Source organism: Brevundimonas sp. M20, assembly GCF_006547065.1.
Taxonomy (GTDB): domain Bacteria; phylum Pseudomonadota; class Alphaproteobacteria; order Caulobacterales; family Caulobacteraceae; genus Brevundimonas.
In genome coordinates, this window is record NZ_CP041243.1 from 3185093 (window position 1) to 3199823 (window position 14731).

Below are 14731 nucleotides of genomic sequence, written 5' to 3' on the forward strand. Positions count from 1 at the left end.
AGCACTTTGGGGACGCGTTCACTAACGCGCCCTCCGGCTCAGCCGGGCGCCTGATAGCACCCCTGCCCTTCCGTCGCAACCGGGACAGGCCGCCACATTGGGCCGCATTGCCGCACCCGCAACCGCAACGCTACACAGGCATTTCAGCCCAAACCTCACAGGATGATACGCCCCCGATGTTCGACTTCTCCGTCTTCTTCACCGATCCGACCGTATGGGCGGCGCTCATCACCTTGGTGGTGATGGAGGTGGTGCTGGGCATCGACAACCTCATCTTCATCTCGATCCTGTCGAACAAGCTTCCCCCCGAGCATCGTCAGCGCACCCGCCGGATCGGCATCGGCCTGGCGCTGGTCATGCGCCTTGGCCTGCTGGCCACCATCGGCTGGATCGTGGGCCTGACCGCGCCGGTCTTCGATCTGGGCATCCAGGGCGCCGTCAACAGTCATGGCGAAACCAGCTTCGACACCGCCTTCAGCTGGCGCGACCTGATCCTGATCGCCGGCGGCCTCTTCCTGATCTGGAAGGCCACCAAGGAAATCCACCACGCCACGGACACCACCCCGTCCCATGACCTTCTCGAGAAGGACAAGAAGGACGTCGTCATCAACAACGTCGGCTCCGCGATTTTCCAGATCATCCTGCTGGACCTGGTGTTCTCGATCGACTCGATCCTGACCGCCGTCGGCATGACCGACCACGTCGTCGTCATGATGATCGCCGTCGTCGTCGCCGTCCTGACCATGCTGCTGGCCGCCGACCCGCTGGCCGAGTTCATCGACAAGAACCCGACCGTGGTCATGCTGGCGCTGGGCTTCCTGCTGATGATCGGCGCGGTTCTGATCGCCGATGGTTTCGGCGTGCACGTGCCGAAGGGTTACATCTATGCAGCGATGGCGTTCTCGGCGATGGTGGAGGGCCTGAACATGCTGTCCCGTCGGTCCTCCGCGCGGAAGGCAGCCGCTGAGCAGGCCCATCAGGACAAGCTCAACAAGGCCGAGACGGCCGAACCCGGAGTGTGAGCATGAGGCGGCTGTTTCTTCTCGCGGCCGCCCTTGTCCTCCCCACCGCCGCACCGGCGCAGACCCCTGCGTCGGCGGCGCCCCCGGCCGCCCAGGCGGCTCCCGCGCGTGCGGCGGTCCCGGTCTATGGCGTCGAGGTGGTACGGACCTATCCCCACGACCCCCACGCCTTCACCCAGGGCCTGATCTGGCGAAACGGCGTCCTGTACGAGAGCACGGGCCGGTCTCCCTCGACCATTCGAAAGGTTCGGCTCGAGGACGGGGCCGTCCTGCAACGCCGCGAGCTGGATCCAGCCCTCTTTGGCGAGGGCCTGACCGAACTGAACGGGCGCCTGATCAGCCTGACATGGACCACCGGCAAGGGCTATCTCTGGAACCCCGCCGACCTGCGCCTGCTGGGCGAGTTCAACTACGAGGGCGAAGGCTGGGGTCTGACCACCGACGGAACCCGGCTGATCCTGTCCGACGGCGCCCCGCATCTCCGCTTCCTGGACGGGCAGACGCTGCAGCCCGTCGGGACGGTGCCGGTCACGCTGGATGGTCGCCGCGTCGGTCAGTTGAATGAGCTGGAATGGATCGACGGAGAGGTCTGGGCCAACATCTGGCAGACCAACTTCATCGTCCGGATCGATCCGCGGACCGGAAACATCGTCGGCATCATAGACCTGACCGACCTGCTGCCTGACCGGACCGGCATGGACCCTCGCGACGATGTTCTGAACGGCATTGCATGGGACGCGGAAGGTCGCCGCCTGTTCGTGACCGGCAAGAACTGGCCCAGCCTGTTCGAGATCAGACTGACCGGAGCGCGCTGATCTCGCTTCGCAAATTCAGCGCACTTATGTGGGACCGCGGTCAAAAGGCTCCGCCTTTTCGACCCGGCGCGGCTTGGCGCTTCGCGCGCCGCCAGTCCCTGAAGGTTGGCCGATCTGCGCTTGAGCAGCGAGCCGCCGCGCGGCGAGCGATAGCGCCCTAAAGGAATGAATACGGATCCACGTCCACGTTCAGACGCACCGAGGCCGGCACCTTCACCCGACTGAGCCAGACGCGCAGGAAGCCCTGCAGGTCCACGTCCCGGTCGGCGCGCACCAGCAGGCGCTTGCGGCGACGCCCCCGGACCAGGGCCAGCGGCGCGTCGGCGGGGCCATAAACTTCCAGCCGCTCGGCGTTGGGAATGGCCTCGGCAAGATCGCGGGCGACCTTCTCGACTGCTTGCGCGTTCTCGCCGGACAGGATCAGGGCGGCCAGCCGACCGTAAGGCGGCAGGGAAGCCGCCTCGCGCTCGGCCATCTCGGCGTCAACGAAGGCGTCCCGGTCACCGGCCGCCAGAGCCATCAGCACCGGATGTTCAGGCGTCCAGGTCTGTAGAAGCGCCCGCCCGGGTTTGTCTGCCCGCCCGGCCCGGCCCGTCGCCTGCGTCAACAGTTGAAACGTCCGCTCGGCCGCCCGCAGATCACCGCCGCGCAAACCGAGATCGGCATCCACCACCCCGACCAGCGTCAGATGGGGGAAGTTATGCCCCTTCGCCGCCGCCTGGGTGGCGACCAGGATATCGATCTCCCCCTCCGCCATCGACTGGATCAGGGCGCGGGCGGACTTGCCGTCCGGGACAGTGTCCGAGCTGAACACGGCGGTCCGGGCCTGCGGGAACAACTGGCGCACCTCTTCCTCGACCCGCTCCACACCCGGCCCGACCGGCACGAGGCTGTCCTCGGCGCCGCAGGATGGACAGGCCTTCGGCTTGGGCATGGAGAAGCCCGTCAGGTGGCAGACCAGCCGTCCGGTGTAGCGATGCTCGACCAGCCAACTGTCGGTGTCGGGCGCGGTCAGGCGGTGGCCGCAGACGCGGCAAAGGACCACGGGAGCATAGCCGCGCCGGTTGAGGAACAGCAGCGTCTGCTCCTTGCGCGCCAGCGTCTGGCCGATCGCCTCACGCAGGGGCTGGGACAGCCAGGTCTGGGGGTCCGGCGGCGCGGCCCGCAAATCCAGCAACCCGATATCCGGCAACACCGCCGCGCCGTGGCGCGCGCCCAGCTTCAGCCAGCGATACCGGCCCTGATGAGCGTTCCAAAGCGTCTCCAGCGACGGCGTCGCCGAGGCCAGCACCACTGTCGCGCCCTCGATCCGGGCGCGGGCCACGGCGAGGTCCCGGCCATGGTAGACCAGCCCCTCCTCCTGCTTGAACGAGCCGTCGTGCTCCTCATCAACAATGATCAGGCGCAAATTGGCATAGGGCAGGAACAGGGCCGAACGCGCGCCGACCACGATATTGCAGCGCCCCGCCTGAACGGCCTCCCAGACCTGACGTCGGCGCGGCGGCGCCACCCCCGAATGCCATTCGGCGGGCGCGGTCCCGAAGCGAGCGCTGATCCGCTCGATCAGGGCCTGCGTCAGGGCGATCTCGGGCAGCAGGATCAGAATCTGGGCGGTGGGATCCGCTCCCAGCGCGCGGGCGGCGGCCTCCAGATAGGCCTCGGTCTTGCCGGACCCTGTGACCCCGTCCAGCAGCATCGGTACGAAGCGGAGTGAGCCGACCGCCTCTGCGACGGCTTCGGCGGCGGCGGCCTGATCCGGGTTAAGGGTCGCGGGCGCATGATCCGGATCGGGAGGATCGAAAGCCGCGACGGCCTCGATCTCGATGATCTCCAGCACCCCCTCATCCAGAAGGCCTTTCACCACGCCGGACGATACATTGGCGGCGCGGGCCAGATCGGGGCCCGGCATGGACTTTTGACCCAGAAGCTCCAACACCGCGGTCCGGGCGACAGTCGGTCTGGCGGGCAGACGATCGCCCACCCGGCGTACCCGGCGCTCAGGCCGCGGACGCGGCGCCCGCAACCCCTTCAGCGCCGCCGACGCCATCTCGCCCGGCGCGCTCAGCGTCCAGCGCGCGGCCCATTCAACGAAATCGACAGTGCGCCCGGGCAGGCGCGGATCGTCCAGGACGTGATCCAGCGTCTTCAGTCGCCGGTTCGAGCCGGTCGTCTCGCGCACCTCCGATACGATGCCCCGGATCAGGCGCGGTCCCAGCGGCACGGCGACCTGATCGCCGCGCGCGACCTCGACTCCGTCGGGAACTTCGTAGTCGAAGGCTTCAGGCACCGGCAGAGGAATCAGGACGGATGCGACTTTCACCCTTGCCCCCTCTCCGCTAGAAGCCCCGACATGAAACTCTTCCTCGACACCGCCGAAGTCGCCGTCATCAAGGACCTGCTGCCGACCGGCATGGTCGACGGCGTGACCACCAATCCGAGTCTGATCGCGAAGTCCGGGCGCAACATCGCCGAGGTCATCGCTGAAATCTGCGCCCTGGTCGAGGGTCCGATTTCGGCCGAGGCCGTCGCGACCGACTATGAGACCATGGTCAAGGAGGGCGACAAGCTGGCCGCCATCGCCCCGAACGTGGTGGTGAAGCTGCCGCTGACCTGGGACGGGCTGCGGGCGGCGCGGAACTTCTCGGACAAGGGCATCAAGACCAACGTCACCCTGTGCTTCTCCGCCGCCCAGGCCATGCTGGCCGCCAAGGCGGGCGCGACCTTCATCTCGCCCTTCGTCGGGCGCCTGGAAGACCACGGTGCGGACGGGATTGGCCTGCTGGAAGAGATCCGCACCCTGTACGACATCCACGGCTTCGAAACCGAAATCCTGGCCGCCAGCCTGCGTAATCCGGGCCACGTCTCGGCCGCCGCCCTCGCCGGCGCCGACGCCGCGACCCTCCCGGCCGACACTTTCAAGGCCCTGGTCAAACACCCGTTAACCGACAAGGGGCTTGATGCCTTCCTGGCGGACTGGGGCAAGACCGGTCAGTCCATCCTTTAGAACTGGCGCCTCGGGGAGAGGTTAGTGAGCGTTTCGCCTGACCTCTTTTCGAAGCAAGACGAGCTTCACTGGCCGGACGTCCGCGTCTGGCTTCAGGCGCACGCCCAGACCCTGCTGGACGATCGCTCCCTGCTGGAAGAGATCGGGCTGAAGCCGCACGGGCGCAATGTGGTCGAGTTCGGCCGCGCCGCCCTGACCAAGCTGGAAGAAGCCGTTGAGCGCGAAGCCGACGCCCGCAAGCGGATCGAGGCCGTCGCCCGCGCCAATTTCGCCGCCCAAACCCAGACCCATGTTGCGGCTCTGGACCTGATGGAGTCCCGCAATCCTTCCGATCTGGCCCGCCGCCTGGACGCAGTGGCGCAGGGACGGTTCGGCCTTGCCGGCGCGGCCATCGCCATGGAGAAGCCCGGCGGCGTTCCGTTCGGCTGGAAAGCGCTGGACGCGGGCGGCGTCGATGGCCTGCTGGGCGAGCATGGCCTGACCTGGCTGGGCCCGAATTTCGATGGGCTGAATCTGTTCGGCGCGACGGACGGAGAGGTAAAGTCGGTCGCCCTCATCCGCATGGCCCCGCACTTCCCCGGCGACGACACCCCCGGCCGCCACGCCGTCTGCGCCTTCGGATCACCTGAAGAAGACGGGTTCACCCCGACCATGGGCTGCGAACTGGTGGCCTTCATCGCCCGGGTGGTCGAGCGCACGGCCGAACGATGGCCCATTCTGAACTAACGGCTGACGAGGCGCTCGCCGCCTGGCTGGAGCATCTGGCGCACGAGCGGCGCCTGTCACCCCGCACGCTGGAAGCTTACGGCCACATCGGGCGGCTCTATCTGGCTTTCCTTGAGCGCCATCGGGGCGAGCCCCAGCGGCTTAAGGGCCTCGGCGCGATCACGGCTGCGGAAGTGCGCGCCCATCTGGCCGAGCGTCGCTCGGGCGACCACCCCCTGAACGCGCGCTCGATCAGCCAGACCCTGTCCGCCATACGCGCCTTTCACGGCTTCCTGGACCGGAGACTGGACACGCCTGCGCCTCAACTGGCTCTGGTGCACGGACCGAAGGTGAAGCCTTCCCTGCCCCGCCCGATCAGCGAGGATCAGGCGCGCGGCCTGCTGGAGGAAAGCGAGGCCGATCCGGATATGGAGCCTTGGGAAGCGGCGCGGGACCGGGCCGTTCTGACCCTGCTGTACGGCTGCGGTCTGCGGATTTCCGAGGGCCTGTCGCTGATCCGGGCCGACGCTCCCTTGCCCGAAACCCTGCGGATCACCGGCAAGGGCGGCAAGACGCGGATGGCGCCGGTCCTGCCCGCCGTGCGCGAGGCGGTTGACGCCTATCTCGCGCTTCAACCCCACCCCCTTGAGCCGTCGGACGCCCTGTTCCGGGCGAAGCGCGGCGGACCGCTGGGACCGCGTCAGGTGCAGGCGGCCATGCAGCGCCTGCGCGGGCGGCTGGGTTTGCCCGCCAGCGCCACGCCCCACGCCCTGCGCCACAGCTTCGCGACCCACCTGCTGGGCGCGGGCGCCGACTTGCGCTCGATCCAGCAACTGCTGGGCCACGCCAGCCTGTCGACGACGCAGAAATACACCGCCGTCGATGCCGCCTACCTGCTGGACGTCTATGCGGCGGCGCATCCGAGGGCGTGAGCGAACACGGACTCGCCAGCGTGCGAGATCGGCGTAAGGTGCCCTGAAAAGACAGAGGGAAACGCCGTTGCCCCTGTATCGCCTACCGGGTCCGGATCGCCGACTGCTTCTGACTGGATTGGCCGCCACCCTGGCGTGGGGCAGGTCCTCTGGCGCCCCCGCGCAGGCGCCGGACGAACCGGCCGCAATCCCGCTTCTGGCCAATCTGTTCACTCGCGTGGCTGCGTCCGTGACCATCAATGATCACGGACCCTTCACCTTCGTCATCGACACGGGCGCAGGCCGGACGTCGATCGCCGACACCCTTGCCGGGCGACTGCGTCTACCGGTGATGGAGCCCGTGACCGTTCACGGGATCACTGCCGCGACCCGGACCGACAGCGTCCACGTGAACCGGATTTTTCTGAGCGGTCTGGGTTTCCGCGATCTGCGCTGCCCGATCTTGCCGGCAGACCAATTGGGGGCCGATGGTCTGCTGGGACTGGACGTTCTGGGACGCTACCGACTGGGCTTCAATGTGGACCGCCGCTCGGCCACCCTGAACGGGCGAGGCGCCCGCATACTGATGGGCGGCGCCGACATGAACACCGGCACGAGGCTCCAGAGAAACGGCGTGCGTTCCGTCCGCGGTCGCTTCGGGCAACTGCTTCTGACCCGGACTCTGGTCGACGGGGTGGAGACCGCCGCCTTTATCGATAGCGGCGCCCAGTACTCCATCGGGAATGAGGCCCTGCGGCAGGCCATCACGACACGGCGCGCGAACGTACCCCGCCCGTATCGCCAGATCCTGCTCTATGGCGTCACCGGCCAGAGCCTGCCGGCTGATATCGCACGTGTGGAGGATATTCGTCTGGGCTGGTCAAGACTCGGCCAGACGCCCCTGCTGTTCGCCGACCTGCATTGCTTCCGGACGCTGGAACTGGCCGACCGGCCCGCCCTGCTGGTGGGGGCGGACCTTCTGGGTCGGTTCCGGCGAGTCACACTCGACTTCCCCGGCAACACCATCGCCTTCGAGGGCCTTCGCCGTCAGACGACGCGGACTATCGAGGACGAACTCGGGGCCTGATCAGGCCTGCATGGTCCAGTTGTCGACGCCCATGGCCGCCTGTTTGACGGCTTCCGAACGGGTCGGGTGCGCATGACAGATGCGGGCGATGTCTTCCGCCGCGCCGCCGAAGGCCATGGCCACACAGGCTTCACCGATCAGTTCGCCGGCCTGCGGGCCATAGATGTGGACACCCAGAATCTTGTCGGTCGCGGCGTCAGCCAGAACCTTGGCGAAGCCTTCGGTCTCGTGATTGATCTTGGCCCGGCTGTTGGCGGTGAAGGGGAATTTGCCCTTCTTGAATGCGACGCCCGCCGCCTTCAGCTGCTCCTCGGTCTTGCCGACCCAGGCCACTTCCGGGCCGGTGTAGATGACGCTGGGGACCAGATCGTAGTCGACGTGACCCGCCTTGCCGGCGATGTATTCAATGACGGCGACGGCTTCTTCTTCCGCCTTGTGCGCCAGCATCGGGCCGGTCGTGACGTCGCCGATCACCCAGACGCCGGCCTTGCCCGTCTTCAGATGATCGTTGGCCAGGAAGCCGCGCTTGTCGGTCTCGATGCCGACCGTCTCCAGACCCAGACCAGCCGTGTAGGGCCGGCGGCCGATGGCGACGAGAACCACGTCGCCCTTCAGGGTTTCGGCGGCGCCGCCGGCGGCAGGCTCCAGCGTCAGCTCGACGCCGTCCTTGCCCGTCTTCGCGGCGGTGACCTTGGTGCCCATCCTGAAGGTCATGCCCTGCTTGGTCAGGCCGCGCTGGAAGGCGGTGGCGACCTCGGCGTCCATGCCTGCGCCGACCTTGTCCAGGAACTCGACCACGGTGACCTGGGCGCCCAGACGACGCCAGACCGAGCCGAGCTCGAGGCCGATCACGCCCGCTCCGACCACGATCAGGTGCTTCGGCACGGCCGGCAGCGACAGGGCGCCGGTCGAGTCGATGACCTTGCCTTCGACGAAGTCGACGCCCGGCAGCGGGGTCGGCTCCGAACCGGTGGCGATGACGATGTCCTTGGCGGTCAGCCGGGTCACCGTTCCGTCGGCGGCGGTGACTTCAACCGCGCCGGGGCCGGTGATCTTTCCCTTGCCCTTGATCCAGTCGGCCTTGTTTTTCTTGAACAGGAACTCGATGCCCTTGGTCAGGGCGCCGACACTGTCGGCCTTCTGCTTCATCATTTGCGGCAGGTTGACCTTGGCCTCGCCCACCTCGATGCCGAGGGTCGAGAACTCCTTGGTCGCGACCTCAAACAGTTCCGAAGCATGCAGCAGGGCCTTCGACGGCATGCAGCCGACATTCAGGCAGGTGCCGCCGAGGGTGTCGCGCATCTCGACACAGGCCACCTTCAGACCCAACTGACCCGCGCGGATCGCGGCGTTGTAGCCGCCCGGCCCGCCCCCGATGATGACGACGTCATACGCGGTGCTGGGGGAAGCGGCTTCGGCCATGGGGTCTCTCTGATGCTCTGTCTGGGCGCGGGGAAGGCGCGCGGAACCTAACGGCAAGACCGCGGGGGTCAACCATCCACAGGCATATGGTGACGATCCGTCCGTATCATAAGGACAGCTGCCCCGGAATGCGGTGCTTGCGCTGGCGGCGGGCGACCACGATCACCAGAACGCCGAGCACCAGCAATCCGCCGAGGATCAACCACAGCGGATCGAACGGCAGGCCGCCTGCGGACGGCGCCGAACGGGCGGCGATGTCGGCGGAGCCACCGTTCCGGTCCATGGCCAGTCGCAGGACCGCGTCGGCGATGAAACCCAGGAAATAGGCGATGGAAGCCCGGGCGTTCCCCGCCCCCAGCATCAGGGCCGCGATGAGATAGAGAACCACCGCGCCCGCCCACAGCGCCCAGGCCGGGATCACGCCGAACAGGTTGCCCCCGGTCGCGGCTTCCGCCTCTGCCCGCATGGCGCCGACGTCCGGCGCGCCGCCGCTGACCAGCGGCGACAGGAACGGCCAGGCCAGCCAGCCGACATAGCCGAGGATCGCAAGGGCGACGAGGAAGCGCAGAACCTTCATGACCGGTCTCCGTAGGGGGCGTTAACCACCCTACACCTCACGCACAGAACGTCGATAGACGGGCCAGACGTGGCCGCGCTTCGGGTCAGGCGCTCTGGCCTTCGGGCTGGAGCACCGGTTGAGGCAGGGTGATGGACACCTCGGCGCCGCCGTCCGGCACGTCGTCGATGGACAGGACGCCGCCCGACTGGCGCGCGAAAGCATAGGCCTGTGACAGGCCCAGCCCCGCTGCGCCCTCACGCGTGGTGAAGAACGGCTCGACCGCGCGGGCCGCCAGATCGCGATCCATGCCCGGTCCGGTGTCCCGGACACTCAGACGAAGACCGCCTTCAAGCAGGGCCTCCAGACGCACCGCGACCGAGCCCTTGGCGCCCACCGCCTCGACCGCGTTCTGGGTCAGCGCGCGCACCGCGCCTTCGAAGGCGACCGGATCCAGCCGGGCGGGCGCATCTCCCGACGGCCCCTCGATCATCAGATCAATATCCGGCCCAGCCATGGCGCGAAGTCGGGTCTCCATTCCGCGCAGCAGAACTCCGGCGTCCAAGGTCTGGAACACCGGCGCGTCGTCGCCCTGCGAGAAGGCGGTCAGACGACGGGTCAATTGCTCGCCGCGCTGACCGGCGGCCAGTGCGGCCTGCCCCAGACGACGCACGCGGGCGGGGTCATCCGCCTGACGCAGCATCATATCGAGCGCACCGGTCATGACGCCCAGCAGGGCGTTGAAATCATGCGCCAGACCGCCGGTCAGACGGCCGACGCTCTCCATGCGGCGTCCGCCCTGAAGCTCGGCCTCGGCGTCCTCCCTGGCCTTGCGCGCGATGGCGCGGGCGGTCTCGGCGTCCTCGCGCGCGACCGCCGCGGCGGTCAGGGCTTCCTCGGCCTGCAAGCGAGCGGCCTCGGCTTGCTCGCGCAGGGTCTGGACTTCTTCCTCGGAGATCGCGGGCGCGCTCGGCTCGCTCTCGATGATCGTCTCGGGCAGCGGGCTGAAGACGATGGTCTCGACCGGCGCCTCGACAGACGGCTCGACCGGAACGTCCTCGACCACCGGCTCGGCGCGTTCGCCGGCCAGCAGCAGGGCGTCGACCTGACCGTTCGCATCCGTCAGCGGCAGCATCGACCAGCGAATACCCTCCGGCGCCCCATTTCGGGACGTGAAGGCGTCCGCCTCACCGGAGGGGGCCGACAGAGCCGCGCGCAGGGCCTGACGAGCTTCCACGCGCTCGTCCTCCGCCAGGAACAGGTCCGCGAAATCGCCTTCGGCGACATCCCGGCCCAGCACCAGCAGGGCGGTGCGGTTGGCCTCGCGCACAACACCGTTGGCGGCGACCACCACGAGGGCGCTGGAAGCGGCGTCAAAGACCCGGCGGGTCAGATCGCTTTCAATCACCACCGTTTCCGGCACGAGGACTTCCGGCGTCTGCAGCCCTTCGGTCTCGACAATGGCTGCGGTGGAGCCGGTGATCTGGCCCAGTTCATTCTCGATCGGCATGGCGGTCACCGAGACAAGCATCTTCCGACGGGTCGCGGGGTTGGACATCATGTGGTGGAAGCCCTTGACCGTCTGGCCCCGCAGGGCGCGAGCGCTGGGCAGGAGGTCCGGCGGCACCGGACGCCCGTCCGGGAAGGTGATCCCCCAGGTCGCCGAATGGAAGCGAAGGCCGATCAGTTCTGCGTCGCGACGCCCGAGCAGCTGGTGCGCGGCGCGGTTGGCGAAGACAAATTTGCCCTGCTTGTCGGTCTCGACCAGAGCGACGGGGATGGCGTTCAGGGTCTCGAACAGCCGCTTCTGGGAATCCTCCGCCACGCGCTGGACCAGATCCAGCTGGCCCGAGGCGTCGACATGCTGACCCCGCTTCTTGAAGGCGAACCCCAGAGCGATCAGCCCGACGAGCCAGCCGACCACCGCAACAGCGCCCAGCACCCACATCCAATTGATCTGGCCTTCGAGAAACATTCGACCTGACTGTCCCGTTCTGGCGCCTCTGCGCCGGTTCGGGAGACACCTTGCAAACGGCGAACCGCAACGGCCGCCTTTCGCCCCCAAGGCGACCTAGCGGGGGATGATCCGACGGTCCACCCCGGTCGGTTAACCTTGTTGTGTGCAGGCAAGAAAAGGGGCCGGACGTCGCCGTCCGGCCCCTCATCTTCTGTCGCTATGCTCGGCTCGCGGAGCCTCGCCACCTGAGCGAGGGCAGCTAAACCGCGCTCAGAAAGAGAGCGGCCGCGCCGCAAACGTTGGCGCCCTTAAAGCTTGAAGCGAACGCCGACGAAGACGTTGTAGCCGAACTTCTCGTATTCATAGGTCCGCTCACGCGAGCCGTAGTATTTGATGCCCGCCGAGTCTGTCAGGTTCTTCGCTTCACCGAACAGCTCGACACCGTTGCCGAAGTCATAGCTGGCGGTGAAATCCAGTTGCTCGCGACCTTCGACCCACAGGTCGAGGTCAGCCGTATCGGCGTTGATCTCTTCCAGATAGTCGCTGCGCTTGGTGTACGACAGACGGGCCGAGAAGCCGTCCATCTCGTAGAAGAGCGCGGCGTTGTAGTTGGTCTCTGACTGACCCGGCAGGGCGAAGGTGTTGCGACCGCCGTAGCTCTGGGCCGTCTTGATCTCGGCGTCCGTGACCGTGAAGTTCGCGAACACGCCGAAGCCCGACATCCAGCCCGGCAGGAAGCCGAACTTCTGCTGCCAGTTCAGTTCCAGACCCATCAGGTGACCGTCAGGCGCGTTGATCGGCGTTTCGAAGTCGGCGTCGAAGGTCGAGCCGCCGATGGTGACGGTGTCCTCGTACTTCAGGATGTAACGGTAGTCCGTCAGGTCCTTGTAGAAGGCGTTGGCCGACACGACGCCCAGCGAGGCGAAATAGTACTCCAGACCGACGTCGATGTTGTTCGACAGGGTGGGCTGCAGGTCCGGGTTGCCGATCTCGTAGGAGATGTTGGTGCCGTCTGTTTCCTCGACACGACGCGGAACAATCTGGCTGAACTCCGGACGCGAGATCGAGCGCGTCAGGGCGAAACGGCCGATCAGGTTGTCGTTGAAGGCGTGGCGGACGGTCAGGTTCGGGAAGAACTCGGTGTCGTCACGGCTGACCGCAGCGGTTGACAGGGCGCCTTCGATCACGGTCGGGGCCGAGCCGTCGAAATTGGTCTGCTCAACGCGCAGGCCGACGATGATGTTGGTCGAGCCGATGTCGAAGCGGGCCTGGCCGTAACCGGCGATGATGTCTTCCTGGGCCTCATAATCCGCGACCACCGAGTCAGGCATCCGGCGCGGCGAGGCGGCGCGGGCGGCGGCCAGATAGGCGTCGACCAGGCTGTTATCAAACTGGGTGCCCAGATGGTAACCGAAGTTCCGGCCCTGCTCGGTCCCCCAAAGCGAGGCCAGCGTGCCCGGGTTGGCCGAAGCGTCGCGGTTGCGTTGACGCTCTTCATCCGCGGAGACGTCGCGGGTGCTGAATTTCAGGCCGAACTTCCAATTCACATCGAGACCGCCGAACTGGCTCGGGAGTTCCAGGTTCGTGCGGAAGGCGACGTCTTCCTGCTGGGTCGTATTTGAACGGAAGGTGTTCTCACGGAACGAGAAGCTCGCCGGGTTGGCGAAGAAACCGGTGGCGGTATCGCCAAAGATCGGGTTGCCCGGCGCATAGAAATAGGTCGGGGCGTAGTGGTTGGTCGTGTCGTAGCTCAGCGTGGTCGAGCTCGAGCGGTAGACCAGCTCGTCACGGTGCGGATAGGTCTGTTCGCTGTTGGCCCAGGCGAGATCGGCGTCCCAGGTCATGCCGTTGTCGAACGTATGCTCGGCGCCGGCGACCACGGTGTAGATTTCGTTGTTCTGGGTCCGGTGACGCAGGCCCCGGTAAATACGCGCACCGGTGTAGGTCGCGGTCGTGTCCGTCGCGCCGGCCTGTAGCGTGCCGTCGGCATAGGCGAGGATCAGGGTGTTCCGGTACTCGTCATCCTCGAAATCAGCGTACGAACCCCGGACGAACAGACGGGTCTGGTCGGTTGGGCGCCATTCCAGGGCGGTCGTCAGGGCCTGACGCGTGCGCTGGGTTTCGTACTGCTTGAACAGGGTCTCCTCGAGCACGAAGACGTCAGCGCCGCCCTGCTCCTCGATGACCCAGGCGTTCTCGATGTTCTCGGGACGGCGGTTGGTTTCCGAATAGCTCAACGACAGCAGGGCGCCGAAAGTCCCGTTCGGGCCGAACACGTTCGATACGGTCGCGCCGGCGCGGGTGTCCGAACCGCCGTAGTCGTTATAGCTGCCGCCGGCGTAACCGTTCACGACCAGACGACGACGGTCGAAAGGCGACCGGGTGCGGATGTTGACGGCGCCGGCGATCGAGTCGGCTTCCTGGCTCGGCAGCAGGGTCTTGGAGACCTCGATGTTGGAGACGATGTCGCTGGGCAGGGTGTCCAGATCGACGGCGCGGGTGCCCGGATCGACGGCGGGGACGGTCACGCCGTCCACCGACACGGCGGTGAAGGCCGACGGGGCCCCGCGGACGTTGATGTAACGGCCCTCGCCCTGGTCGCGCTGGATGGCGATACCGGCTACGCGCTGCAGCGATTCGGCGACGTTCGGGTCCGGGTAGCGACCGATGGCGTCGGCCGACAGGACGTTGATGGTGCCGTCAGCGTTACGCTGCTGGTTCAGCGAGCGGGCGACGCCGTCGGTGATCACGCCGGTGACGACGATGTCTTCCAGGTTGGCCGCGTCGGCGACGCCCAGGGTGATCGACAGGCTGACCGCTTCACCGCCCGTGGCCGTGATCGTCTGGGCGACGGTCGGCAGGCCGATGTAGCGCACGTCGAAGGTGGTCTGGCCTTCCGGCACGGTCAGGATGAACTGGCCGTTGGCGTCCGAAACCACGCGGCTTCCCGAACCGCGCACGATGACCTCGGCTCCGGCCAGCGGCGCGCCTTCAGCGTTGATGACGCGACCGTAGACGGTCGGGGCGGCGGCCACCATGGCGGCGTCGTCGCTGGCGGCCATAGCCGGGTTGGCGGCGGCGAACGTCAGGACGCTCGCGCTCATGAGCAGGTGCAGCTTCATTTCGATGATCCCCATCCCCGGCGTTTCGCCGTGGGCTTGGGAGCCGCGCATAGCGCCGGGCGACAACGGCAAAGCGACGGAACGAAGACGCTGACCTCTCGAATTTTGAACGCCGTTATGACGATTGATC

At 67.0% G+C, this 14731-nt stretch carries 11 protein-coding genes; 6 read left to right on the forward strand and 5 right to left on the reverse strand.

Annotated features, from left to right (window positions below):
• Positions 1-176: 176 nt before the first annotated feature.
• Both FKQ52_RS15740 and FKQ52_RS15745 read left to right on the forward strand, forming a co-directional pair.
• Positions 177-1022: a TerC family protein gene (locus FKQ52_RS15740; protein ID WP_141628051.1), complete on the forward strand. Its 846-nt coding sequence runs from the start codon at positions 177-179 to the stop codon at positions 1020-1022.
• A gap of 2 nt (positions 1023-1024) precedes the next feature.
• Positions 1025-1837 carry a glutaminyl-peptide cyclotransferase gene (locus FKQ52_RS15745; protein WP_141628052.1) on the forward strand — a complete coding sequence of 271 codons (813 nt, stop codon included), beginning with the start codon at positions 1025-1027 and terminating at the stop codon, positions 1835-1837.
• A gap of 157 nt (positions 1838-1994) precedes the next feature.
• Here the strand turns inward: FKQ52_RS15745 and FKQ52_RS15750 are convergent, their stop codons facing one another.
• Entirely contained in the window at positions 1995-4157 is a 2163-nt protein-coding gene (locus FKQ52_RS15750) for a primosomal protein N' (RefSeq protein ID WP_141628053.1), read from the reverse strand.
• A 30-nt stretch (positions 4158-4187) separates the two neighbouring features.
• Here FKQ52_RS15750 and fsa point away from each other — a divergent pair, with 30 nt between their 5' ends.
• From fsa to FKQ52_RS15770, 4 genes are all read left to right on the forward strand, one after another.
• Positions 4188-4841: a fructose-6-phosphate aldolase gene (gene fsa, locus FKQ52_RS15755; RefSeq protein ID WP_141628054.1), complete on the forward strand. Its 654-nt coding sequence runs from the start codon at positions 4188-4190 to the stop codon at positions 4839-4841.
• 24 nt (positions 4842-4865) lie between these two features.
• Positions 4866-5567 (forward strand): DUF484 family protein, encoded by a 702-nt coding sequence (locus FKQ52_RS15760; RefSeq protein WP_141628055.1) that lies wholly within the window; start codon positions 4866-4868, stop codon positions 5565-5567.
• The gene (locus FKQ52_RS15765; protein WP_141628056.1) at positions 5549-6478 is read left to right on the forward strand and encodes a tyrosine recombinase XerC; all 930 of its coding nucleotides are present in this window, start codon (positions 5549-5551) and stop codon (positions 6476-6478) included. Before FKQ52_RS15760 ends, FKQ52_RS15765 begins: the two co-directional genes overlap by 19 nt.
• 118 nt (positions 6479-6596) lie before the next feature.
• On the forward strand, positions 6597-7544 hold the full coding sequence (locus FKQ52_RS15770) for a retropepsin-like aspartic protease (RefSeq protein ID WP_168196882.1): 948 nt from the start codon (positions 6597-6599) through the stop codon (positions 7542-7544).
• Here the strand turns inward: FKQ52_RS15770 and lpdA are convergent, their stop codons facing one another.
• The 4 genes from lpdA to FKQ52_RS15790 form a co-directional block, all read right to left on the reverse strand.
• Complete coding sequence (lpdA, locus tag FKQ52_RS15775) at positions 7545-8966, reverse strand: dihydrolipoyl dehydrogenase (protein ID WP_141628058.1); 1422 nt, start codon at positions 8964-8966, stop codon at positions 7545-7547.
• A 106-nt stretch (positions 8967-9072) separates the two neighbouring features.
• Positions 9073-9543 carry a hypothetical protein gene (locus tag FKQ52_RS15780; RefSeq protein ID WP_141628059.1) on the reverse strand — a complete coding sequence of 157 codons (471 nt, stop codon included), beginning with the start codon at positions 9541-9543 and terminating at the stop codon, positions 9073-9075.
• 85 nt (positions 9544-9628) lie between these two features.
• Entirely contained in the window at positions 9629-11497 is a 1869-nt protein-coding gene (locus FKQ52_RS15785; protein WP_141628060.1) for an ATP-binding protein, read from the reverse strand.
• Positions 11498-11787: 290 nt separating this feature from the next.
• Positions 11788-14616: a TonB-dependent receptor gene (locus FKQ52_RS15790; RefSeq protein ID WP_240811682.1), complete on the reverse strand. Its 2829-nt coding sequence runs from the start codon at positions 14614-14616 to the stop codon at positions 11788-11790.
• Positions 14617-14731 lie beyond the last annotated feature (115 nt).